Consider the following 26700-nt stretch of genomic DNA (forward strand, 5'->3'; position numbering starts at 1 on the left):
ATCCTTTTATTTTATTGCTCGTTAGCACAATGCATAGCAAATTGGCTAAGTAGTGTATTGATATAGTCAATACGTTGTTGCCTTTGTAAGTCAGTTTTTAATAGTTTTAATCGATTCTGTCCATCTAGGCGATAGCGCTTAGGATCTTTTTGTATTTCACCAATTAAGTAGTCGACTGAAACTTGGTTATTAGCGCCAAATTCAATGTAGCCACCTTTTTCCCCTAACTCGATTTTATTTATGCCTAATCGCTGGGCATTAAATCTAATTTTAGTTACGTCTAATAAAAATTGTACAGGCTCGGGTAAACGACCAAATCGATCAATTATTTCAACTTTTATATCACTGAGTTCTTCAAGCTCTTCAATACTGGCAATGCGTTTATAAAGCGATAAGCGGGTATTGACATCAGCAATAAAATCATCTGGAATTAGTGTTGGTAAACGTAGCTCAATGTCCACTTGTTGATTACTTAATAATGATTCTAGTGATGGTTGTTTGCCTTGTCTTAACGATTTGACGGCTTCATCAAGCAATTCCATATATAAATTAAAACCGATTGCTTCAATTTGGCCGCTTTGGTCTTCGCCTAATAACTCACCCGCTCCACGAATCTCTAAATCATGAGTGGCTAACGCAAAGCCTGCCCCTAAATCTTCTAATGAAGCGATAGCTTCTAAGCGTTTTTTAGCGTCTTTAGTTAATGCTTTTGGTGGCGGTGTTAATAGATAAGCGTAAGCTTGATGATAAGAGCGGCCAACCCGTCCTCTTAACTGATGTAACTGTGCTAAACCAAATTTATCTGCTCGTTCAATAATAATAGTATTAGCGTTAGGTACATCAATCCCTGTTTCAATAATTGTAGTGCAAAGCAGTAGATTATAACGTTGGTGATGAAAATCATTCATTACGCGTTCAAGTTCGCGTTCATGCATCTGACCATGGCCAATTGCAATACGTGCTTCAGGAATGAGTTCTTGTAATTTTTTTTGGCTATTTTCGATATCAGCTACATCATTGTGCAGGTAATACACTTGCCCACCACGCAATATTTCACGCAAAATGGCTTCACGGATAACATAACTATCGTATTCTCGGACAAATGTTTTAACGGCTAAGCGACGCGCTGGTGGGGTGGCAATAATCGATAAATCACGCATACCACTCATTGCCATGTTGAGGGTTCTTGGGATTGGCGTTGCTGTTAAAGTTAAAATATCAACGTTAGCTCTCATCGCTTTAATGCGCTCTTTCTGCCTTACCCCAAAACGATGCTCCTCATCGACAATGAGTAAGCCTAAATCACGCCATTTTACATCAGTTTGTAGTAGTTTATGGGTACCTATAACAATATCAACCTTACCGTCTTGTAAATCGGCTAATATTTTTTGTTGCTGCTTAGCCGTTTTAAAACGAGATAATGCTTCAATGCGAATAGGCCAATTGGCAAATCGGTCGCAAAAATTTTCATAATGTTGTTGAGCAAGTAAGGTTGTTGGGACTAATAAGGCAACTTGCTTATGATTTATCACAGCTAAAAAAGCCGCACGGATCGCAACTTCTGTTTTACCAAAACCAACATCACCACAGACCAAGCGATCCATCGCGATAGGCGTACACATATCACTAATCACGGCACCAATTGCATTAAGTTGATCATCCGTTTCTTGGTAAGCGAATCCTTGGCAAAATAATTCATATTGCTCGCGGTCTTGTTTAAATTCAAAGCCTGGTTTGGTTTCTCGCTGGGCATAAATATCAAGTAGTTCCGCTGCCACATCTCTGATTTTTTCGGCTGCTTTTTCGCGAGCTTTGCTCCAAGCATCAGAACCTAATTTATTGAGTGGAGCGGTTTCCTCATCACCACCAGAATACCGACTAATTAAATTTAGTGATGAAATAGGGACATAAAGCTTTGTCTCATTAGCATAAATTATAATCAAATATTCCGCGGATATTCCGCCGGTTTCAAGTGTTGTGAGTCCTGAATATCGACCCACACCATGCTCTAAATGAACAACTGGTTTACCTGGTGTTAACTCAGCTAAGCTTCTAATTAAATTATCAGTATTAATCGCTTGTTTAGCTTCTTTTTTACGCCGAATAATGCGGCGACCGAATAATTCATTTTCAGTCACTAAGGCAAATTGGTTATCAACATCAATAAAGCCTTGTTCACTGGCTCCAACCATTAAATAAAACTGTTGAGTAGCCGTTTCAATTTCACTCGCTGTTTCAATATAGTTGGGATAAATTTTTATTCGACCAAGAACATCTTGTAGCGCTTCACGACGACCTTGTGATTCAACAGAAAAAATAATTTTATGATGATAATTTTGTAAAAACTGTTGAAAATGGTGATAAGGATCTTTCTGTTGAATTTGTATTGCGAGCTCGGGTAACGCTTCATAGCCCAAGTTCTGTGCTTTTTTACTGGTTATTTTTTCATTACTGATAATTACGCGAGGGTAGTGTTTAAATTTGGCAAAAACTTCATCGACTTTTAACCAAATTTGTTCAGGTTTAAGCAACGGTCGCATAGGGTCAACATTGCGACTTTCGTAACGGTTTTGAATGTCTTGCCAATATTTTTCGGCAAATTGATGAATGTTTTGAGTATTAATTAATAAAGTATTATTAGGTAAGTAATTAAAAAGAGAGGCCAAGGGTTCATTAAAAAACAGCGGTTGCCAGTATTCAATGCCAGTAGGTAGAATGTTTTTGCTGACTTGCTGATAGATACTTTCCGCTTCAAGCCTGACTGCAAAGTTTTCTCGCCATTGGCTACGAAATAGCTCTATTGCGGCTTTATCAAATGGAAATTCGTGTGCTGGTAATAATTGAATATTATCTATTTCATCTAAGGTTCGTTGTGTTTCAACGTCAAAAATACGAATACTATCGATTTCATCATCAAAAAAATCGAGCCGATAGGGGACACTGCTACCCATTGGATAAACATCGAAAAGTGCGCCTCGAGTGGCGTACTCGCCGTGTTCCATTACTTGGTTAACACTACGATAGCCAGCATTTTCGAGCTGGGATCGTAAACCTTCTCGAGAGATGTGTTGCCCTTTTTGCATAATAAAAACATGCGCACTTAAATAAGAACTTGGGCAGATTTTTTGCATTAAGGTATTTACCGGAAGGATCAAGGCGCCTTTTTTTAAGGTCGGGATTTGATAAAGACATGATAATCGCTGCGAAATAATATCTTGATGAGGAGAAAAACTATCATAAGGCAATGTTTCCCAATCGGGAAATAACATAGTAGGTATTGAGGAGTATTGCTTGAGTTCTTCATGTAGACGTGTTGTCTGTTGCATATCATCAGTAATAATTACAACGGGGCCTTGATGAAGTGACAGTATTTTCGCACAAAATAGTGAAATTGATGAGCCGACTAATTGACCAAACTCTTGGATTTCTCCTTGTGCGTTAGGCAGTATAATATTAGGCATGTGTAAATCTTAATAGCAACTATGATAAATTTTAGTGGTCAATTATAGCTTAATTTGAACAATTAAGAAATCAAGATATCATGATTGCTTGATTCTTGATATGATAATGAGCTATCGTTATGATTGCCATAATTTAAAATTATATATTAAAAATCAAATAATTATATTAAATTGATTTTAAAGAGAATTAAAGAATGTTTTATCCTTTATCTACTTTTATTGGTTTACGTTATGCATATAGCCGAAAATCAGATAGCTTCGGTCGATTTGTCTCTTGGCTATCAATGATTGGCATTATGCTTGGATCTATTGGTCTAATTGTTATTATGTCGGTAATGAATGGTTTTGAAAATGAGATGCAAAAAAATATCTTACAATACCTTCCCCAAGCGCAAATAATCGGTCAAGCTAATCGACTGTCGACAATTCAATATCCATTAACATCGATACCGACGATTAACCAAGTTGACAATATCGTTCCTTTAGTAACGGCAGATGTCATTCTACAAAGCACTAAAAATATAACGATTAGTACTCTTATTGGTATTGAACCAAATCAATACGATCCTATCTCTAGCCGCATCTATGGTGGCAGTTATGCGTCATTGCAACAAGGTAAATATAATATTATTTTAGGACGTCATTTAGCTGATTTATTAAATATTGATATTGGTGATACTATCCGCTTAATGGTGCCAGAAGTTAGCCAGATAACCCCTGTTGGCAAAATACCCAGCCAACGTATTTTCAATGTTTCAGCGCTATTTGCTGCTAATCGAGATATTGAACAATCAGTCGTTTATTTAAATATTGACGATGCAGCCAAATTGATGCGTTATCCACCAAATACGATCACGAGTTGGCGGTTATACCTAAATAATCCATTAAATATTGAGTCGATTGTTACAACGAAATTACCCGAAGGGTTACACTTTGATGACTGGCGTGCTAAACGAGGCGAGCTATTTCAAGCAATTAGCATGGAAAAAAATGTTATGGGATTACTTATTAGTCTCATTGTGATTGTTGCTGCCTTCAATATTATTACATCATTAAGTTTGCTAGTTATGGAAAAACAAAATGAAATCGCTATTCTAAAAACACAAGGATTAACACATAAAGGAATTATGATGATTTTTATCATACAAGGTGCAAGTTCAGGCGTTGTTGGAACCGTGCTTGGTTGCCTCATCGGGTTATTCATTAGTTATAATTTAAGTGATATTATGTCGACTCTAGGTTTAACTTTTTCAGGTATTCGTTTACCATCAGTTGTTGATATAACACAGGTTGTAATAGTATTTATTGCATTGCTTATGCTGTCAATTGTGTCAACACTTTATCCAGCTTATCGAGCAGCTAAAACTCAACCGGCAGAGGCGTTACGTTATGAATAATCAGGCTAAAATTGATAGTAATGCGCTTATTTCAACCAAAAATTTATCTAAAAGCTATCAGGATGGTAAATCGGTGATTGAAGTATTAAAAGATGTCACTTTTTCTATTAATGCTAAGGCGATGACATCAATTATTGGCAGTTCGGGATCTGGAAAAAGTACGCTATTGCATATACTTGGTGGCCTGGATAAACCGACATCTGGCGAGGTTATATTCAAATCGCAGACATTAAATAGCTTATCTGAAGTCCAAAAAGCCGCTTTACGTAATAAAGAGATTGGTTTTGTTTATCAGTTTCATCACCTATTAGCCGATTTTTCTGCGCTTGAAAATATTGCGATGCCTTTACTTATAGCGGGAGTAAAAAGCAAAGAAGCGCAAGAAAGAGCATTTGATATGCTTAACGCAATAAACTTATCTCATCGAGCAAAACATCGACCAGCAGAGCTTTCTGGTGGTGAAAGACAGCGGATTGCGATTGGCCGAGCATTGATTAATCACCCTTCAATTGTAATGGCCGATGAGCCAACCGGTAACTTAGATCACTCTACTGCTGAAATAATATTTGAACTATTAATTACCCTCAATCAACAGTATGGTACTGCATTTTTAGTCGTAACTCATGATTTGAGTTTAGCCCGAAAAATGGATCAACAATACATGATGTCTCAAGGGACATTAAATCTAATTACGGGTGATTAAAAAATTATGTTATCACTTTTTCTAGCACGGAAATTTAGGCGAGGGCGCAGACAAAGCGGAATGTTATCTCTCATTTCGATTATATCTACCCTAAGCATTGCTATCGGCATTGCCGCCTTAATTATTGGTTTAAGTGCGATGAATGGCTTTGAAAAAGAATTAAAAAATCGAGTGTTATCTGTTATCCCTCATGGTGAATTTTATTCACCGAATGGAACATTACCAAATTGGCGAGCGATACAAAGCCAAATAGATCATGGTCGAGGGATAGTTTCATCAGCACCATTTATCAGTTTTACGGGACTAATCGAAAATTCAAATAAAATTAAAGCGGTTCAAGTTCAGGGTATAGACCTTGAACAAGAGGCAAAGATGAGTATTTTACCAACCTATATCTTAGATAATAAATGGCCAGCCTTTAAGCAGGACAATAAACAAATTATTATCGGCGTTGGGTTAGCTGATTCACTCGACGCGAAAGAAGGCGATTGGATTACATTACTTATTCCGACTAATGACGATTCTTCTAGGCAATTAAAACAACCTAAACGGATCCGTTTAAGTGTTGCAGGGATAATGAATTTTAGCGGTACGTTAGGAAATAGTATTGCCTTTATCCCCCTATCTGATGCGCAACAATACCTAAATTTAGGTGACAACGTAACAGGGATCAAAGTAAATGTTGATAACATCTATAATGCAAATTATATAATTCATAATATCGCGATGGATATTGCTACGCCTTTATATATTACTAGTTGGGAGCAAAATTATGGTTATATGTATCATGATATCCAGATGATAAGGCAGATTATGTACTTGGCTATGGTGGTGGTAATTAGTGTGGCATGCTTTAGTATTGTTTCAACACTTGTTATCGCCGTCAAAGATAAACAGCGCGATATAGCCATTCTAAAAACACTCGGTGCAACAAATCAACTTATCAGTAAAACGTTTATTTTTTATGGTATGATATCGGGTTTTGTCGGTAGTATTATTGGTGTTTTAATCGGTATTATTATTTCATTGCAATTATCTACTATTATTCACGTTATTGAGTCTTTAATCGGGCGTCAATTATTAAATAGCCATATTTATTTTATTGATTTCTTACCTTCAGAGCTACATCTAACTGACATTATGATTGTATTTTGTACGGCGATGGTATTAACCTTAGTGGCGAGTTATTATCCCGCTCGCCGTGCTTGCAAACTCGATCCTGTTAAAATTTTGAATGGTTTTTAGCCAGCGTTGTTATTTATTTCAGTGATTCAACATATTGAAATAGCAGAAAAATAAGCATACCTAATGACTGATTGTTGTCAACAGCAGAGATAGTGGTCAGTTTTATGATATAACGCTAAATAAGAAAATCTTTTAATGATTTTGTTTGGCTATTTAAGGCATGCTGTATTGGCTTTGGGGTTCGACCTTGTCCAGTCCAGGTGCGTAAATTGCCGTTACTGTCGGTATATTTATATTTAGGAGGGCGAGGTGGCCGCATTTTACGTAGCTTTTTAAATGCGGGTAAATTGGCTTTTTTTAGTAACTCAGCTAAGGCAACACCATCGCTTGTAATTTGTTTTAAATAATCTTCTACTTTTTTATTATGTTCAATAAGATTTTTTTTTGCCTCTTCATCTTCCTTTTGGCGTTCCTTAATGATTTCTTCTAATTTAGCCTGAATTGAATGGAGCTGTTCAAGCGAAATATTTTTAGTCTGCGCCTTAATGCTACGAATATTATTGGATAAAAAAATCTTCTTTGCCATAACTGTCTTAACCTATTTTTATCCCTAGCTGACAAGGTTTATTTTGTTGCCAATATTGCTGTTCTTGTTCCAAATCTAATAGAATGAGTCGATTATGCTTAGCAAACTCTTTGTCAATGATAAGTTCAATTTTATGAGGATCATTATCTAAAACAGCAAGTTTGAATACATCCGGATTTAATGTATTTGAACGCTGATTATTCACTAAAATAGCTAATCGAAGGATCTGTAATAATGGATAAATCTGCTTATTATCAAACAAACTAAAATAAGGTATTGTGTCTAGTTTAAAGCCTCTACGATGATATCTAACGAGCGTTGACAATAAAAATTGTTGCTCCTCATTAAATCCTGGCATATTGCTATGACGTATAATATAAGCGGAATGTTTTTGAATTCCCGAAAAATTAATACTTAAGCCGATTTCATGCAGCAATGCAGACCAGTACAACATTGATTCCAACGTTTTATCAATGACAACAGGAGAGGCACGCTGCCACTGTTTAAAAAAATGTTTGGCGGTTATGGCAACTTGGTTGGCATGAGTTTCATCTACATTATATTGTTTAAATAAATTATGGATTGTTTGCTGGCAAATATCTTGATTAATCTTATTATCGCCAACCATTTCATGCAATATGCCTTCGCGTAAAGCACTTTGCGTATAGTGAAGTTTTTGCAAGTCAAATGCCTTAAAAACGCCGTAGAAAATAGCAAGTCCACTAACAAAAACATGTTTACGGGCTTTAGATAGAGAAGGGTAGTCTATATCGCTAAAACGTTTAAATTCTAACACATAGGAAACTAAATCATCTAAACGTTTTGGTGTAATAATGCCATCAGTTACACCGATATCAAGTAAAATATTGTAGATACTTTTTATGGTACCCGATGAGCCAAATGCGATAGCAATGTTTTTACTTTTAACGGATTTAATTATTTTTTCAACTTGCTGCTCCGCTGCCAGTTTTGCGCGGTCAAATGATTGACGATCAATTTTTTGCTCAGGGAAAAATTGTTTTGCATAAGTGACACAGCCCATAGGTCTACTTTCGACTAATATTGGTGTCGAATTTATACCAATCGCTATCTCTGTCGAGCCACCACCAACATCTATGATGAGCTTTAAGTCAGATTTTGCAACGGATTCATTGTTGATTGCTCCGATATAAATAAGCCTGGCTTCTTCTTGGCCAGAAACGACTTCGATCGGATAAGGAAATACTTTGGCTGCTGCCATTAAAAATTTATGTCTATTTTTGGCGACCCGTAGAGCATAAGTCCCGACCACTTTAACGTGATTAACAGGAAAGCCATTTAGACGCTCGGCAAAGAGTGTTAAGCTGGCAACACCACGTCGAATGCTACTGTCACTAAGTTGATATTCATCATCCAGACCCGTTGCTAGGTGAGTATTTTGTTTATTTTTATAAATAACGTTATACGAGTCATTCACTTTTTTGACAACCAGCATATAGAAGCTATTTGAGCCTAAATCAATGACCGCATATTCATTAAAATTATTATTTTCAGATGTCACTTATTTGTAATCCTTTGTTATTTATTGATTTTCTAATTGATTCAAATAGTCATATATTGCAATTTGCGCTCTGACTTTCTTCTTATTACCTCGTTGAATGTAATTATTTTGTAGATCTTTATCGATAATTCTGGCTTTTACATTATCATTAACTTGTATTACAAAAATGTCGTGAATAATTTTTTGTAGCTTAGGATCTAGAATTTTAACGCCCACTTCAACTCGGTTATCAATGTTTCTTGGCATCCAATCAGCCGATGATATATAGGTATCCTTATGGCCATTATTTTCAAAAATATAGACTCTTGCATGCTCTAAAAAGCGATCAACAATACTGGTAACCATAATGTTTTCACTTAAGTTCGCTACTTGCGGAATTAGTCCACACATTCCTCGGACAATCATTCTAATTTTAACGCCCGCAGATGAAGCCTCGTATAGTTTATCAATTAATTGCTTATCGGTTATGGCATTAAGCTTCAAATAGATCCCAGCCGGTTTACCTGCTTTAACATGATCGATTTCTCGCTGTATTAATGCTATTAACTTTGTTCGGGTATTTTGTGGTGACACAAGTAAACAGTTAAATGTGACTGGTTTAAATGGGTTCTCAATAAAGTTAAATACATTTTTGACTTCATCGGTAACTAACGGATCGGCAGTTAGTAATGAGAAGTCGGTATAAATTTTAGCGGTTCTTTCATTGAAGTTGCCGGATCCTATGTGGGCATAACGAACGATTTTATCTTGTTCTTTCCTCTCAATTAGGAACAATTTGGCATGTATTTTTAATCTTGGTTGGGAATATATAACTTTAACCCCAGAGCCTATTAGTTTTTTTGCCCACCGAATATTTATCTCTTCATCAAACCGTGCTTGTAGCTCAACAACAACTGTCACTTTTTTACCATTATTCGCGGCATGAATTGCGGCTTGAACAAAGCGCGAATCTTTCGCAACACGATAGATATTTATCCTAATATGTGTTACGTTCGGATCAAATGATGCTTGACGCATTATTTCCAGTACGTGGCTAAACGAGTAGTAAGGATAATAAAGTAAAATATCTCGATCTTTGATAGCGTCAAATGCATTTCTAAACTGTTTAAATCGCTTATAGGTTAAATTCGGCAATACTTTATCTAGCAGGCTCCTAAAGCCGATATTAGGAAATTCTATTAAATCCTTAAAATTAGGATAACGTCCACCGAGCGTAGCATCACTCTCTGTTAACTTAAGCTTTGCTAATAAAAGTTCAATTAAGGCATTAGGCATGTTTTTTTGATAAATAAAGCGCACGGGTTGTGCGGTAAGACGTTGTTTTAACCCTTGTGACATTAGTTCTAGTAAGCTATCTAATTCACTGTTAAGTTCGTACTCGGCATCTCGGTTGATTTTAATCGAATAGGCATTAAACTCCGTTGCATCGAAAAATATTTTAAATATATCGGGTAAACAGTAACGTAAAATATTATCAAGAAAAATAATTGATTGGTTTTTTGATGCTGTATCAGACGGTAATAAAACAAAGCGAGATACTTTTTCTGTTGGTAATTCTAACAATGCATATTGAATTTCAGCATTATTGATAATTTCAACGGCTAAATAAGAGTGATCATCTTTTAAAATTTGGATCAAATCGGTATGGCTATCAAGTAAAATCGGGGTAATATAACGTTTTAAATTTTGTTTATAGAATTTTTTTATCCAATCTTCTTGAATTGAGGTTAGTTGCCTTTCATTGATTAAAAATATCTGATTACGAGCCATTTCGAGTAATAACTCATTATAGAGCATATCAAACTTTAATTCGATTTGAGCAACTTTTAGATGAACTTGGCGTAAAATATTTTTTACATTAGAAGCATTACCTTGTTCTTGTTTAATGAGGACTTCTTTTTTTAAGTTGGCAAATTGAACCTTATAAAATTCATCAAGATTATTGGAATAAATACCTAAAAAGCGTACTCGTTCAATAAGTGGATTACTTTTATCCGCCGCCTCTTGTAGCACTCTTTCATTGAATGCAAGCCAACTAAGCTCTTTTTGAATATATAAGTTATCGCTATTCATATAATTTTGATTTGACCTACCATAGAAATATTATTATCAATTATATACTTAATTTAATTGTATGTGCATATATTAGTTGCAAATATGCCACTAAGTCATATAAAAAAAGCCGGCTATAGCCAGCTTTTTTTCGATATCGTAAATTAAATACGATGTACAGATGTTGTATTTGTCGTGCCGCTTGGTACTAATGCTCCAGAAACCATTACAACAATATCACCAGACTTAGCGTAGCCTAATTTAACGGCCATTTCTTTACCTAAGCGGTAAAAATCATCAGTTGAGTCGATGGAATCGATTAATACCGGTTCAACGCCTTTAGTTAAAATTAATTGATTAATCGTTTTTTGATTTGAAGATAACGCTAAAATATTAGCTGTAGGGAAGTAATGTCTCACTTCACGTGCTGATTTGCCACTACGCGTTGCAACAATGATTAATGGTGCGTTTAGTCTTTCGGCAATTTCGACTGCACCACAGCATACAGCGCCTGTAATTCGTAGCTTTTCTAATGGTTGAAGATCTAAAGATGCGGGAATAATTTTATCTGTACGCTTACAGATTGTCGCCATCACATTTACTGTTTCTAGCGGATATTTACCCTTAGCGCTTTCACCTGAAAGCATAACTGCATCAGTACCATCTAAAATTGCATTCGCAACATCGCCAGCTTCAGCGCGAGTAGGGCGAGGATTTTTAATCATGGAATCAAGCATTTGCGTCGCAGTAATAACTGGCTTAGAGGCTTTAACACATTTTCTAATCATCATTTTTTGTGCAAAAATAACTTCTTCTACTGGAATTTCAACACCTAAATCACCACGAGCAACCATGATCCCATCAGAAGCATCTAAAATATCATCAAAATTATCTAAACCTTCTTGATTTTCAATTTTAGAAATAATTTTTATATTTTCGCCACCGTGGGTTTTTAAGTGTGTTCGGATATCTTCGACATCTGAGCGCTTACGAATAAATGACGCAGCAATAAAGTCAACACCTTGCTCGCAACCGAAGATAAGATCTTGTTTATCTTTTTCAGCAAGCGCAGGTAACTGGATTGATACACCGGGTAAGTTAACGCCTTTATTTTCGCCTAAGTCGCCATTATTTAATACCGTACAGATAACTTCATTGCCTTTTACTTCTTTAACATCCATTGCGATTAAGCCATCGTCAACTAAAACTCGATCGCCCGCTTTAAGGTCGTTAGCAAATCCAGCATAAGTAACGGCTACGCACTCTGAATTACCTGTAACAGATTTGTCGGTAGTGAAAGTGAACTTTTGGCCAGCAACAAGCGAAACATCATTGCCGCCTTCAAGCTTAATAGTGCGAATTTCGGGTCCTTTAGTATCAAGCATAATAGCTGCTTTTCGGCCGGTTTCTTGCATTACTTCACGAAGGTTTCTAATACGCTCACCATGCTCTTCATAATCGCCATGAGAGAAGTTTAAACGCATAACATTCATGCCCGCATTTAATAATTTAGCTAACATTTCTTTGGACTCTGATTTAGGTCCGATTGTACATACAATTTTAGTTTTTTTCATAATGATATATATCTGCTGTTAAGTTAATATTAAAAGTTAAATTTATAAGAAAACGAGCATAAAAAAACCAATGACAAGCATTGGTATAATTATAATATGGATACGATTAAGCTACACTCAAAATTAAAAACAATATCGACAAAATTACCTATATCTTTTGCTGATGTAGTTCCCACTGAAATAGCCTATAAAAGTTTTAAATGATTGGCTATATTATATATTAACAATTTTTTAAATAAAGATTTTTGTGTGAATAAACATAAAATATTAAGTTCAAAAGCTTATGGTTAAGTGCAGTTACTATATTAACGTTACGATTAATTTAGCTATTTTTATCGATTAGATCTTACATAAGATCTTTCTGTCTAAATTTTAATTCATACTCGTCATTTTTTAGCGTTAACTCACCTAATTCTTGATTAAGATTTGCTATTGCACCATATTGTAATAGTTGACTCATAATTAAGTCGAGTTTATTTAACTGTTCATCTGAACATAGCCTGTTTGTTGATGCTAAATGAGGTATTTCAATTCTATTTTTGGTTATGTTTGCTTGACCAAAAAATTGATTACACATCTGTCCATTAACCGTAGAATTTTCACCAAACTCAATAAATGTTTGTTTACTATTGATAATTTTTTCATTATTCAATTCAATAACCGTAAAGCGATGATGAGCTAAATTTTGCCCAATAGATGGCTGTTTATTATCACAGGCTGATAATATGATTACTCCAGTAAATAACGTAAAAAAATAATAAATATATTTCATTATCATTTCTCCCCAAATTAATTTATAAAATTTGCTATAATGGTAACAATTAACTCAATAAGTTACTAAGAATTTATGCCACATAATAAGCCAATACAAATACTCTTTGACCAATTAAGTAGGGTCTGCCTATATGATAAATATAAGATACAAAAAGAATTACAGCAAATAACTAAGCAGCAAACCCCTACAGCTCAATGCTTGGCATCTGTGCAAAGTAAGATCGAAGTAGCGCATAAAAATTATCAATTACGCTTAACCCAATTACCAAAAACAATTAATTATCCTGATTCATTACCTGTTACGACCAAAAAGCAACAAATTTATGATTTAATAAAAAGTAATCAAGTCGTTATTATCGCTGGGGAAACAGGTTCAGGTAAAACAACGCAGATCCCTAAAATTTGTCTAGAATTAGGGCTTGGTGTTAAAGGTTATATTGGTCATACTCAACCGAGGCGGCTCGCGGCCCGTTCAGTTGCAAGTCGTATTGCGCAAGAGCTCAATTGTGAACTTGGTGGGCTAGTTGGTTATAAGGTTCGCTTTAATGATCACGTTCAAGATAATACATTAATCAAACTCATGACTGATGGGATCTTATTAGCTGAAATACAACAAGATCGTTTATTAAGCCAATATGATACGATTATTATCGATGAAGCTCATGAACGCAGTTTGAATATCGATTTTATCTTAGGATATTTAAAGCAACTTTTACCTAAGCGCCCTGATTTAAAAGTTATCATTACCTCTGCGACCATTGATGTCGAAAGATTTTCTCATCATTTTAATAATGCGCCAATTATTGAGGTTTCAGGGCGCACATTCCCTGTTGATGTACGTTATCGCCCCTGCAATAATGACGAAGATAGCGAAGATGATGATTTCCAAGGGATAATTAATGCAATTGATGAGCTTTCGCTCGAAGATAACCATGGTGATATTCTCATTTTCTTAACTGGAGAGCGAGAGATAAGAGATCTTGCCGATACACTCAATAAGCTTAATTTACGTCACACTGAAGTTGTGCCTTTATATGCTAGGCTATCGGCAACAGAACAAAATCGGATTTTTCAATCTCATAGTGGCAGGCGAATAATTTTAGCCACTAATGTGGCTGAAACATCACTAACCGTTCCAGGGATTAAATATGTTATAGATCCTGGCATGGCAAGAATTAGTCGATATAGTTATCGGACGAAGGTTCAGCGTTTACCGATAGAGGCCATATCTCAGGCGTCAGCAAACCAACGAAAAGGACGCTGTGGCAGGACATCAAATGGGGTTTGTATCCGTTTATACGATGAAGTTGATTTCCTTAGCCGTCCTGAGTTTACTGAACCTGAGATCCTAAGAACTAATTTAGCTTCTGTTATTTTACAAATGACAGCATTAGATTTAGGTAATATTGCCGCCTTTCCTTTTTTAGAGCCACCTGAGCAAAAACATATTAAAGACGGTATTCGTTTGCTTGAAGAGTTAGGTGCCCTTTATAATAAAAAAGGCCAATATAACTTAACTCGAACGGGGCAAATATTATCGCAGCTACCTATCGATCCAAGACTCGCTCGAATGTTAGTTGAAGCAAGGAAAACCGGCTGCGTTAAAGAGATTATGATTATATCTGCCGCACTTTCCATTCAAGAACCTAGAGAAAGACCGCTCGATAAGCAACAAATATCTGATGAAAAGCATCGACGGTTTATTGATAAAAATTCAGACTTTATGAGCTACCTTAATCTTTGGTTGTATATTCATGAGCAACAAGATTTATTAAGTAATAATCAATTTAGACAATTATGTAAAAAGGAGTTTCTTAATTATCTACGTATTAAAGAGTGGCAAGATATTTATACTCAAATTAGGCAAACGATTAAACAACTAAATATTCCAATTAACAGCCAAGATGCAAATTATCAATCAATACATACGGCTATTTTAAGTGGCATGCTATCTCATATTGGTATGAAAGAACTGGAAAAATTTGAGTATATTGGTGCTAGAAATATTAAATTTGCTATTTTCCCCGGCTCGAGTGTCTTTAAAACACTACCTAAGTGGTGTGTTGCTAGTGAGTTAGTTGAAACCGCTAAACTTTGGGGGCGAAATGTTGCAAAAATTGAACCAGAGTGGATTGAACCATTAGCAGAGCATCTATCAAAAAAACACTACAGTGAACCGCGTTGGTCTAAAAAGCAGGGCACAACGATAGCTAATGAAAAAGTGACACTGTTTGGTCTGCCGATAGTAACCTCAAGAATGGTTAATTATAACCATATTGACCCAAAGTTGAGCCGAGAACTGTTTATTAGGCATGCATTAATTGAAGGTGACTTTGAAGCTAAATATGATTTTTTAATAAAAAATCATAAATTAGTCGATGAAGTGCTAGAACTTGAACACAAATCGAGGCGGCAAGATATTCTAGTTGATGATGCATTATTATTTGAGTTTTATGATAATAAAATACCGTTATCTGTAACAGGAGCAACAGAATTTGCTACTTGGTGGAAGCAGAAACAAGTCGACGATGCGGATTATTTATTGTTAACAAAAACGATGCTAATCAACCCTAATGCAGATAAAGTAACAAAAAATGACTATCCCGATTATTGGTATTACAATCAACAGTTGAAGTTAAAATTAGCCTATCAATTTGACATTGGCGGTATTTGCGATGGTGTTACGGTCAATATCCCACTGTCAATCCTTAATCAAATTGACGATGAATACGTTTTTCAATGGCAAGTTAATGGTTTCCGGCAAGAGCTAATCATTGCATTAATTAAATCATTGCCTAAATCGTTACGACGACATTTAGTGCCCGCGCCAAATTATGCCACTGCATTTTTAGAGCGTACTGAGCTTTATAAAAATGATCTATTTACGTCGCTTGAACACGAATTTAAAAAAATGACAGGCGTTAATATTAACCGAGATGATTGGCAGCTCGACCAAGTGCCCGATCATTTAAAAGTGACCTTTAATATTTTAGATCAAAACAATAAATCAATGTGTATAGGTAAAGATCTTAAGGTGCTTAAAGATCAATTAAAAGATAAAGTACAGCAAGCATTAACTAAAATAACTCGAGCTAAAAATAATGAAATAGAGAAAACTAATCTAGTTAATTGGGATTTTGGTAATTTACCAACAATTTATGAAAGAAAACAACAAAATTATGTGGTTAAAGCTTATCCTACCTTGGTCGATGAGGGGAATAGCGTCGCGATTAAGCTGGTTGAGCGTGAAGATGAACAAGCCAGATTAATGCTGCAGGGAATAAGGCGTTTAATCTATCTTAATATTCCATCCCCCGTTAAATACTTACATGATAAACTACCAAATAAAGCTAAATTAGGTTTATATTTTAATCCGTTTGGTAGCATCATCGACTTGATTGATGATTGTATCTATTGTGGTATTAACTATTTAATTGAAAAAGATCATGGGATCATTTTTGATCAAGCCCAGTTCATACCACTGCTAGATATGATAAAAAGAGAAATAAATGAGGTTATTGTTAGTATAGCTAGCCAAGTTGAACGAGTTTTAACATTAAATTACGCAATTAACAAAAAATTAAAAGGGCGCTTAGACCTTAGTGTTGCATTATCCCTAGCGGATATAAAACAACAATTATCTAGGCTTATCTATAAAGGATTTGTTACTGATACTAGCTACCAAAAACTATCTGATGTCTATCGGTACTTACAAGCTATAGATAAACGGATCGATAAACTCTATGCTGATCCGAACAAAGATCGATTACATTTGCTCGTTGTCGAGCGAGTGACCAAACAGTATCTTGAATTATGGCAAAGCCGCGAGCAGCACAAAATAGCAGAACAAAAGCTCAAACAGCTACGTTGGATGATCGAAGAATTAAGGGTTAATCTATTTGCGCAGCAATTAGGAACGCCGTATCCTATTTCAGAAAAGAGAATTAATCAATTTATTGAAGACATTAAACAATAAAAAAGAGGGTGGAACCATCCCTCTTTATATTTCAAACAAGATATCAATTAACGATACAAATCAACATACACTGTTTTGTTTGGACCTTTTGAATCTTGCGCAATACGAGATATATGATAATACTTAGCGCCTTTTTCCAGTGCTTTCTTACCCGCATTAAAGGAAATATCTTGCGCTGTCGCATAATAGCCTCTAAATTTGATACTATCAAATGGCACCATCTTGGCGGCAGTGGCATCATTGAGTTCTTCTATTTTAGTTCCATTCGGTAATGTTACAGTGTAACGAGATGATTTTTGTTCCACTACTACGGGTTTAGAAGAAACCGCTATGTCCGTTGTAACCATTTTACCATTATCAGTATTTTTATTTATTTCAATAGCTTGAGTATTCGTCTCTGGTGTAACGTCTTTTACGGACTGATTATTAAATTTATCAGCATAAAATTGCTCATTAAATGAAGATGAAGAGTAATAACCTGGTCGTTCAACCTGCATTGCCGCCTCGCCACCTTGTGCTAAAGCTTGTTGTCCCGCTTCTGAATCATATGGAATAGCATTATCAGGCTGAATTTTTCGTTCTGGTGCATCTTTTTTAAAGAGATATGCGGTAACTTGTTGATTACCGCTATTGTTAACTTGAACCAAGCGGTCAATAAAAAAGGCATATGCATTTTTAGCTCGAGCTTCTTTTGCAACCGCATTATTTAGAGCTACTTGAGTAGGAAAATATCCTCGTATTCTAATAATATCATATGGTTCGAAATGAATAGCAGTTGTTTTAGGATATTCATAGATCCCTACAAATTGTCGAAGATTATCTTGCTTATTGTCCGTTGATTCTGGAGCATTAGATTTATATAGTTTAGCGTAAATAATTCGCAAACTATCATTGCTAGGGTGTGGATTTACACTGGTAATATAAAAATAAGCTGCGTCTTGTTTGTCAGCAGCCTTAGATATTGCTCGAGCATAATCGGATTCGTTATAGTATGAACCTCTAATTGAGATCTCTTTAAAGGGTTGCAATGATGCTGCTTTTTCTGGTGTCAGCTCTTCTGCTGCATGAGAGTACGAAGCAAAAGAAGATAATAATAATAAAGTTAAACATGATTTTTTAAAATTTTTCATTCAAAATAAGCTCTTTTTAGGTGACAATGTCACTTCTTTTTGTTACTAAATAGTTTCAATCGCTAATCGAGCTAGCGCTGAAATATTTTTTATCGAAATATATTTACCTTTAACGCTTAATATCTCTGTTTCTTGAAGACGAGTTAGAATACGACTGACAGTTTCAATTGTTAGCCCCAAGTAATTCGCTATATCTGAACGACTCATTGACAATTTTATATTAAGAGATGTATGTCCACGTTGGGCATATCTTAAATATAAAGAGTAAATAAATGAAGCCAGTTTTTCTTCAGCATTTTTTTGCGAATAAGCCAAAATAAGTTTTTGATAATTAAGTACATCTTTACTCATTAAGTCTAAAACCATATCTCTAACTTGTGAGTTTTGGCTGACTAGTTTTTTGACTTCATCATATTCTAATACGCAGGTGAGGGTATGAGTTAGTGCCTTTATCGAGTTATTATATTTGTTATTTGAAATACCATCTAAGCCAACAATATCACCAGGTAGATAAAAACCATTAATTTGTTCTATACCATTTACCGTAACATAGGTTTTTAATGCACCAGAGTGGATAATATAAAGTTTTTTAAAAGGGGCGCCTTCATTAATGACAACTTCATCTTTAATAAATTCTTGTTTTCGGTCTAATACTGTATGAAGCGTATTATTCAACAACATTGGAATACACATAGAACCAATACTACAAAGTTCACAAGGCACTGAATAACTTTTAGAACGCAGAGGTTTGTAAATATCTTGCATAGTGATAATCAATATTAATTGCAACGCCCGACAAGATTACCAGCTTTATTCTAAATCACCAAGAATAACCTAGTACTATTTGATAAATATTATTGAATAATTTTATCAATAAAAGGTAATTTTATTCGTTTGATACTAATTTTTCATTGCAAAAAAACTCTATTAGAACAATAGGGAGGCTATCGCATGATGAGTTAGTGTGCATTCACTAATAAATAAAGAAAATTTTAACTTATTGTTAAATAGAAATTAAATCACATTTATTATTTAACATAATATACATTATGCGAACCAATGTGCATTTTAGAGGACTTTATCCAGCCAACCGATCAAAATAGGCACAAACTATCAAATCAATATGCAACACTGATAACAAAAGAGCTCGTTTTTTGACCAATATCATAAAAGTGACGCTGTCCCAACTATAATAACCCTTGTTTTTTAAGGGGCATTTTGAAGGCTGGCCATGAGGAAAGGAAAAAACTGCTTTCCTTTCCACCTGACCTAGATAATAAAATTGGAGGGGTTATCAATGGTGCACTTCGTCAAATGCTCACACGGTCTTACTGCGTATAAGCTGCGTCTTGCGCTTTGCCATTGACAAATAAACAACGGTAACGTCATGAGTTATTAACAAAAACAGTTTATAAAACCGTGTATAACCCCTTAAACCTGATCAGATTCAATCAATTAGCCTAATGCGCAAGAAAAAGACACTCAGAATTAGCGCAAAGCTCCTCGTTACCTGCGGTGCTTAGCGCTAACCCTGACTTTATTTATTTTATGCAATAACCCTATTTTTATTGAGTTCAATAATCCGGTTATTTAGTGATTTTTTCGAAATGTCTTACGACAACAATGCTAGTTTTACTTAATTTTATCTGCAATCTCAATATGCTAGACAGTTTAGTGGCGTTTGAATGGATCCTAATTGATCATCGTTTGCCGAAAAGGATCTATTGGTAGTGATAGTTAATGCTATCAATTGATCGCTTTGCGAAGCCGTAAATACTTAGTTGTATAAGTAGAAACAAGATTCACAATAAATATTACCAGCAAAAGTGCAAATAAATGTTGTGTCTGTTTTCGATCGAACTAGTAGCATTATTAAATCTTATTTATTTTTCAATCCCCTTACCTATTCTTTTATTTGTTGATTTTTGGTCTGATAAGGATTGCTTGATTACTAATTTTTGAGCTGCAGCTTGGCGTACTTGTGCAAAGATATCATTAGATGATTGTGCTAGATTATCTTTTGATAATTTTTTGTCATTTTTATTAATTTCAGCTTGAACAACTAAAGATGGCAATATCTTATCAATCTTTGAATCATATATTTTTTCTTGTCGGTTATGAATTGTTAAAGATTCAATCTGCTTTGACTGGCTGAGTTTATCTGTATTTTGTGGTAAAGCTTCAATAATTTGATCATGAACTACTTTTGGTACATGACGAGGGATTTCACCCGCTTTTAATGCATTTTCATAGCGCATATTAACACTATTCCAACTAATTTCTTTCGGACAAGTGTGGATTACAATATCAACGTGATAACCTTTATTTTTGAGGTTATCAATTAACTCTTCAGCTCGACCTACATTACCTAAGGTGCCATCAATAATAATATTATATCTGTTATCTATCGCACGTTTTTGAATTTCTTCCTTGATTTCACCGGCAAATTCATGTGTATAACTAGACAACTCTTTACCATATTTTTCATATAAGGCTTTATAGTTTGGATGCTCTTTTCGATATTGGTCTAAATCAATTAAAATAATATTATTACCGAATTTTTCTTTTAATATCGTTGTCGATGTCGATTTTCCCGCTCCTGGTTGGCCTCCCATAACATAAGAATGGGGGCTGTTTTCTTGTACCAAATTGTTTTTTGCAAGAATTCTACTCCATAATTCATTAACAATTTTTTCTTTCTGTTCAGTGCTCACAAATGATAAAGATTCATTATTTTTCATTGCTATCACCATTTATCTGGCATAGCTTCATATTTAGATTTTATCGTTTTAAAAAAAACTAATGCTTCTTCATAATTAATTTCTTGGTAAGGGGTATTTCCAATCCAATCTCTGAAATCATCCAATTTCTTACTATCTTCAAGCCACTCTTTAGAATACCCATCAGTCGATGATACTTTCTTTCCCATCGCGTGGGTAACAATTGCATACATTTCATCCCATAAAAACTCTTTTTCATCAAAGGTTGCCATAATTTTTTCCTTTTTGTGATTATTTATAATTAACAGTTTAGATTATACTAAATTTTCAAAGTCGCCCTATTTCTTAATGCCTTTATTCATTCCTTTATGTAAAGATTTTGGAATTGGTAAGGATTGCTTGCCTTCCAATTTCTGTATGGCACGTTGACGAGCCTTGACAAAATCGTTGTTAGATACTGATTCAAATTTTGTTGCCTTAATATCTTTACCTTTTGTTGCCTCAATATATTTATCTTTTGTTAGCTTAAGCACTTTATCTGATTCTGTTAATGCTTTTTTCAATTCCTCTTTCTGTACAGATTTATCATCACCAAATTTACTTAAAAAGTTTTTTAGATACGCTAAACTATTTCCTTTATCTAACTTATTTTTAGTCATCTCATTTAATTTGATTGCAGATATTTCTGCAACTAATTCATCTCTTTTAGCAAAATTGGCTTTTTGCTCTGCTGACTTAGGTTCACGCCCTAATTCTATAATTGTTGAGTGACCTATTTCATGAAACATATCATTATAATATTTTTCCGAGGATGGATATTGTGATCGGTGAGGCATATAGATCGTGTGGTTTTTAGGATTATAACGAGGTGTCGAGGTGCTATTGTGTAAGATTTTCACACCTTGGCTTTCAATAAATTCTTCTATTTGAGGGTTTGCCCTCCAGCTCGGCATCGGTTTTACTTCCAAAGGTAATTTATCAAACGACGCTTTATCTAATTGTTCAACATTGTAAAATTTGATATTTTCGTGATATTGGTTATTTTGATACAGATCGCTTTGGATAAAATTATTTTCTTCGCCAAGTTCTAGTTTCAAGCCATTTGCTTGTATTTCATTTTCAGATAACCAACGAGTTTCATTAAATCCTTTTTTATGGCCATTGTTGTGTAAAAAAATAGCTTCATATATTTCTTGGCTATACGGATTCTTAGGATAATTAATATCTGTTTTAATAAAATTATCAATAGTTGCTGATTTATTTGTTTGTTGTATTGCAGAAAATAACTCATCAGTATAATTGTTCTCCATTGCTTACATCTCTATGAGCCAACAATCTTCCAAGCTATCTTTTATGTAATCTCTAACAAACTCCAAAGTTGTTATTTTTTCATAGTAATGATTAATTTTATTCCAATCTTCATCATAAAAAGCTAGGCTATTTTCATATTTATTATAAATGTAAGATGTTAACTTATTAAGCTCATCTAAATATTTATCGTGCTGTTCTTGAGTAATTAAAGTCGTAGCTAATGCATGACGAAACTCATTTTTCATGGTGCTTTCAATGATATAAACTCTTTCTTTTTGGTCTCGCATATTTATACCCTTATTAAATTATTGCATCTTGTATATTATACATAAAACTATGTAGAAACTAAATGTTTGATGTACTGTGCTTGGCAACTCTTATGTAAGACGCATTCAGTTAATTTACCGCGCAGCTCACTATGGAATAATTTATTCCTTTCGTGTTAATTTACCTCGAGTTTCCAAATATTAAGAAAAAAATACTTTTCATGTTTCTTTTCTGTGGATAACTTGTGAATGAATGCGGCTGTAAATACTAGTTTACACTGTCGCCGATATCTATTGGTGGATTAATATTACTAATTACTAAATATAACTTTTATAGAAGTGACGCCGTAATGAAAATTAGGTTGTTTTATTTGTTTAGCTTTGTTCCTTGCTATTCAATCTAATATATTATGGTCATTTTTTAACTAAATAATTAATTACAAAACAAAAAAAGCCCACTAAATTTGTGGGCTTAAAAACGATAAATACAACCGCGATTACAATTTTTCGATTTCAGCGTATTGTTCTAATAGTTTTATTTTATCATCCTGATAACCTTGACGTTTTTCTTGCTCTTTAGCTACAACTGCTTCTGGAGCTTTATCGACAAAGCCAGGATTAGATAACTTGGTCGTAATGCGGTTAATTTCATTATCCATACGGTCAATTTCTTTACGTAAACGAGCAAGTTCATCATCTTTATTGATCAGCCCTGCCATTGGGATTAGTAATTCAGCGCCTTCAACTAATTTTGTTACTGACATAGGTCCTTTTTCACCTTCATCTAAAATAATGATTTCAGATAAACGCGCTAAAGACTTGATAAATGTGACGTTGTCACCAATTCGGCGATGTGTTATCGGCGATGCGTCCCTAATTAGCAGTTCTAATTCCTTACTTGGTGCTATATTCATTTCTGCACGAATATTACGCACTGCGATAACGACTTGTTTAATCCAATTAAGATCGTTAACGGCTTGCTCATTATGCCATTTTGCGTCATATGTTGGCATTTTCTGCAGCATAATCGTATCAGCATTAATTCCTACTAGCTCTTTTATATTTTGCCAAACCGCTTCTGTAATAAATGGAATAATTGGATGAGCAAGCCTTAACAAAGCTTCAAGCACTGATATTAATGTATGGCGAGCCGCACGTTGTTGATTAGCATTGCCATTGGCAATTGCTGATTTGGTCAATTCTAAATACCAGTCACAAAATTGATTCCATGTAAATTCGTATAATATGCTTGCTGCCATATCAAAACGATAAGTGGCAAAGGCTTCTTGATAGGCTTTAATGGTTTGGTTAAACTCTGCTAGGATCCATTTATCAGCTAATGAGTATTCCAGTTCTCCGCCATTAAAACCGCAATCATTACCCTCTGTATTCATTAGCACGTAGCGGCTTGCATTCCATAGCTTATTACAGAAATTACGATAACCTTCTAAACGTTTTAAATCCCAGTTGATATCGCGACCTGTGGATGCAAGTGCCGCTAAAGTAAAGCGTAACGCATCAGTACCATGAGGTTCAATACCCGCAGGGAACTGTTTTTCAGTACGTTTTGCAATTTTCTCTGCTAGCTGAGGCTGCATCATATTACCGGTACGTTTTGCTAATAGATCCGGCAACGAGATCCCATCGATCATATCTAAAGGGTCAATAACATTACCTTTAGACTTTGACATTTTTTGCCCTTCTTCATCACGGATAAGTCCAGTGACATAGACCGTTTTAAATGGCACTTGTGGCTTACCATCTTGATCTTTAATAAAATGCATGGTTAACATAATCATGCGAGCAACCCAGAAAAAGATAATATCAAAACCAGTTACTAACACATCTGTCGGGTGGAAGGTTTTTAAGTCTTCGGTATTTTCTGGCCAACCTAACGTTGAAAATGTCCAAAGTCCTGATGAGAACCAAGTATCAAGTACATCATCATCTTGAGTTAATTTGATACTTTCCTCGATATTGTTTTCGCTCCTCACTTCATTTTCAGTTCGACCAACATAGACATTGCCTTGTTCATCATACCAAGCTGGAATACGGTGCCCCCACCAAAGCTGCCTTGAAATACACCAATCTTGAATGTCATTCATCCATGAAAAATACATATTTTCATACTGCTTAGGGACAAATTGAATTTCGCCACTTTTAACTGCGTTAATTGCAACTTCTGCTAATGGTTTCGTTCTTACATACCATTGATCGGTAAGCATTGGCTCAATAACAACCCCACCACGATCTCCGTAAGGGATGGTTAAGTCGTGAGGTTCAATTTTATCTAAAATCGATAAGGCTTCACATGCAGCAACGATCGCTTTACGAGCCGAAAAACGTTCTAAACCTTGAAAATTCTGTGGTAAGTCAGTCGAATAGTCAGTAGATTCTTCGCCATTACTATTAAAAACTTCAGCCTGTTGACGGATATCGCCATCAAAAGTAAAAATATTAATCATCGGTAAGTTATGACGTTTACCTACTTCATAGTCGTTAAAATCATGCGCTGGTGTAATTTTGACGCAGCCCGTTCCTTTCGTCATATCGGCGTGGTCATCACCTAAAATTGGAATACGTCTATTAACAAATGGCACGATCACTTGTTTGCCGATCAGATCTTTATATCTTGGATCTGCAGGATTAACTGCAATCCCTGTGTCGCCAAGTAGTGTTTCAGGGCGGGTTGTAGCTACCACTAAATAATCATGACCATCAGTGGTTTTAAAGCCATTAGCTAATGGGTAACGGATATACCACATTGATCCTTTCACATCTTTATTTTCAACTTCAAGATCAGAGATCGCCGTGCGTAATTTAGGATCCCAATTAACGAGTCGCTTACCACGGTAGATCAAATTTTCTTTATATAAACGAATAAAGACTTCTTTAACGGCATTAGATAAACCATCGTCCATCGTAAAACGCTCTCGATCCCAATCAACTGAATCACCTAAACGACGCATTTGTTTAGTAATACTGCCGCCTGATTCCGCTTTCCATTGCCAGATTTTATCAATAAAGGCATCTCTACCATAATCATGACGTGTTTTATTTTCTTCAGCCGCTATTTTACGCTCGACCACCATTTGGGTCGCAATCCCGGCATGATCAGTGCCTGATTGCCATAAAGTATTATTACCTAACATACGATGGTAACGAATAAGAGCATCCATAATCGTTTGCTGAAACGCATGCCCCATATGCAAACTACCCGTTACATTTGGTGGTGGGATTGCAATACAGTAACTTGGCGCAGATTTATCGCCATTCGGCTTAAAGTAACCACTGTTTTCCCAATGCGAATAGATGGGTTGTTCAATTTCTTGAGGATTATAAGTTTTATCTAATGTTATTTTCATAATACTTTTCAGATCCAGCCACATAGGGCAAACAATAAAGACAAAGAAATGGACGATATTCTACATCAAATTGTACACAGATAAAAATGGAATAATACAATCCTAAGCAGATAAAAATTAGATAAACTCGGTTCTTGGATATAAAATATGCGTTATTTAAGAAAAATTAATCTGTTATGGTGATAGTTTTTAAATTGAATCCTACATTTTTGTAAGCAATATAGCGCTCTCTTGCCAAGGCTTTTAACCTACTTTCAAACGGTACAAAATCAATAATGTCTCGATATATAGTCGCAAATTCAGGAAATGCTTCTTGTAGATTAATCAATAAATGACGATTATTATTACCTTTTTTACCAACCCAGGCTATTTCAACTGGAGAGCCACTTGGCATGCCTTCTCCAACCAAATTATGTGGTACAAAACTTGCTGAATCTTGTTGCCACAAAAATTCATCTATTTTTTCTGCTTGTTGTTGATCTTGGCAGCTAACAAGGATACGAAACCCTTGCTGCCAACTGGCAATAATCTTTTCACATGCCAGTTTTTCATGAGGTAATAGTATTGAATCGGCTAACGAAGTGTCCTCTTCAATCAGATAAAAAATAACTTTCTTCAACTATCATTACTCCATTTATTAATGTGCTATAGATACATACT

Annotated in this window: 18 protein-coding genes; 4 read left to right on the forward strand and 14 right to left on the reverse strand. The window is 35.0% G+C overall.

Going from position 1 to position 26700, the window contains the following annotated elements; translation table 11 throughout:
- Positions 1–11 precede the first annotated feature (11 nt).
- Positions 12–3461: a transcription-repair coupling factor gene (gene mfd / locus RHO12_02230; GenBank protein WVD66599.1), complete on the reverse strand. Its 3450-nt coding sequence runs from the start codon at positions 3459–3461 to the stop codon at positions 12–14.
- 194 nt (positions 3462–3655) lie between these two features.
- Here mfd and lolC point away from each other — a divergent pair, with 194 nt between their 5' ends.
- Genes lolC through lolE form a run of 3 tightly spaced genes read left to right on the forward strand, consistent with a single transcriptional unit; the run spans position 3656 to position 6806 of the window.
- Complete coding sequence (gene lolC / locus RHO12_02235; GenBank protein WVD66600.1) at positions 3656–4858, forward strand: lipoprotein-releasing ABC transporter permease subunit LolC; 1203 nt, start codon at positions 3656–3658, stop codon at positions 4856–4858.
- Positions 4851–5561 carry a lipoprotein-releasing ABC transporter ATP-binding protein LolD gene (gene lolD, locus RHO12_02240; protein WVD66601.1) on the forward strand — a complete coding sequence of 237 codons (711 nt, stop codon included), beginning with the start codon at positions 4851–4853 and terminating at the stop codon, positions 5559–5561. Before lolC ends, lolD begins: the two co-directional genes overlap by 8 nt.
- Positions 5562–5567: 6 nt before the next feature.
- The gene (gene lolE / locus RHO12_02245; GenBank protein ID WVD66602.1) at positions 5568–6806 is read left to right on the forward strand and encodes a lipoprotein-releasing ABC transporter permease subunit LolE; all 1239 of its coding nucleotides are present in this window, start codon (positions 5568–5570) and stop codon (positions 6804–6806) included.
- 115 nt (positions 6807–6921) lie between these two features.
- On the opposite strand, the gene RHO12_02250 is transcribed toward lolE, so the two are convergent.
- The 5 genes from RHO12_02250 to RHO12_02270 all read right to left on the reverse strand — a co-directional run bounded on the left by RHO12_02250 (position 6922) and on the right by RHO12_02270 (position 13270).
- Positions 6922–7332, reverse strand: a complete 411-nt coding sequence (locus RHO12_02250) for an H-NS family nucleoid-associated regulatory protein (protein ID WVD66603.1) — start codon at positions 7330–7332, stop codon at positions 6922–6924.
- A 7-nt stretch (positions 7333–7339) separates the two neighbouring features.
- On the reverse strand, positions 7340–8872 hold the full coding sequence (locus RHO12_02255) for an exopolyphosphatase (GenBank protein ID WVD66604.1): 1533 nt from the start codon (positions 8870–8872) through the stop codon (positions 7340–7342).
- Positions 8873–8893: 21 nt separating this feature from the next.
- Positions 8894–10945, reverse strand: a complete 2052-nt coding sequence (ppk1, locus tag RHO12_02260; GenBank protein ID WVD66605.1) for a polyphosphate kinase 1 — start codon at positions 10943–10945, stop codon at positions 8894–8896.
- Positions 10946–11088: 143 nt separating this feature from the next.
- Positions 11089–12498: a pyruvate kinase PykF gene (gene pykF / locus RHO12_02265; protein ID WVD66606.1), complete on the reverse strand. Its 1410-nt coding sequence runs from the start codon at positions 12496–12498 to the stop codon at positions 11089–11091.
- Between the two features lie 346 nt (positions 12499–12844).
- The gene (locus RHO12_02270; protein ID WVD66607.1) at positions 12845–13270 is read right to left on the reverse strand and encodes an META domain-containing protein; all 426 of its coding nucleotides are present in this window, start codon (positions 13268–13270) and stop codon (positions 12845–12847) included.
- Positions 13271–13345: 75 nt separating this feature from the next.
- Between RHO12_02270 and hrpA the strand changes: the two genes are divergently transcribed.
- The gene (gene hrpA / locus RHO12_02275; protein ID WVD66608.1) at positions 13346–17248 is read left to right on the forward strand and encodes an ATP-dependent RNA helicase HrpA; all 3903 of its coding nucleotides are present in this window, start codon (positions 13346–13348) and stop codon (positions 17246–17248) included.
- Positions 17249–17295: 47 nt separating this feature from the next.
- Here the strand turns inward: hrpA and RHO12_02280 are convergent, their stop codons facing one another.
- The 8 genes from RHO12_02280 to RHO12_02315 form a co-directional block, all read right to left on the reverse strand.
- Positions 17296–18378, reverse strand: coding sequence for a DUF1471 domain-containing protein (locus tag RHO12_02280; protein WVD66609.1), 1083 nt, complete (start codon positions 18376–18378; stop codon positions 17296–17298).
- A 45-nt stretch (positions 18379–18423) separates the two neighbouring features.
- Positions 18424–19143, reverse strand: coding sequence for a helix-turn-helix domain-containing protein (locus tag RHO12_02285; protein ID WVD66610.1), 720 nt, complete (start codon positions 19141–19143; stop codon positions 18424–18426).
- Positions 19144–20261: 1118 nt separating this feature from the next.
- Entirely contained in the window at positions 20262–21119 is an 858-nt protein-coding gene (locus tag RHO12_02290; GenBank protein ID WVD66611.1) for a zeta toxin family protein, read from the reverse strand.
- 5 nt (positions 21120–21124) lie between these two features.
- Positions 21125–21370, reverse strand: coding sequence for a hypothetical protein (locus RHO12_02295; GenBank protein ID WVD66612.1), 246 nt, complete (start codon positions 21368–21370; stop codon positions 21125–21127).
- Between the two features lie 66 nt (positions 21371–21436).
- A complete protein-coding gene (locus RHO12_02300; GenBank protein ID WVD66613.1) occupies positions 21437–22408 on the reverse strand; it encodes a zincin-like metallopeptidase domain-containing protein in 972 nt (323 codons plus the stop codon).
- Between the two features lie 3 nt (positions 22409–22411).
- Complete coding sequence (locus tag RHO12_02305; GenBank protein WVD66614.1) at positions 22412–22696, reverse strand: hypothetical protein; 285 nt, start codon at positions 22694–22696, stop codon at positions 22412–22414.
- A 476-nt stretch (positions 22697–23172) separates the two neighbouring features.
- The gene (locus RHO12_02310; protein WVD66615.1) at positions 23173–26040 is read right to left on the reverse strand and encodes a valine--tRNA ligase; all 2868 of its coding nucleotides are present in this window, start codon (positions 26038–26040) and stop codon (positions 23173–23175) included.
- Between the two features lie 166 nt (positions 26041–26206).
- Positions 26207–26659, reverse strand: a complete 453-nt coding sequence (locus RHO12_02315) for a DNA polymerase III subunit chi (GenBank protein ID WVD66616.1) — start codon at positions 26657–26659, stop codon at positions 26207–26209.
- Positions 26660–26700: the final 41 nt, after the last annotated feature.

The organism is Orbaceae bacterium lpD02, from assembly GCA_036251875.1.
Lineage (GTDB): Bacteria > Pseudomonadota > Gammaproteobacteria > Enterobacterales > Orbaceae > Orbus > Orbus sturtevantii.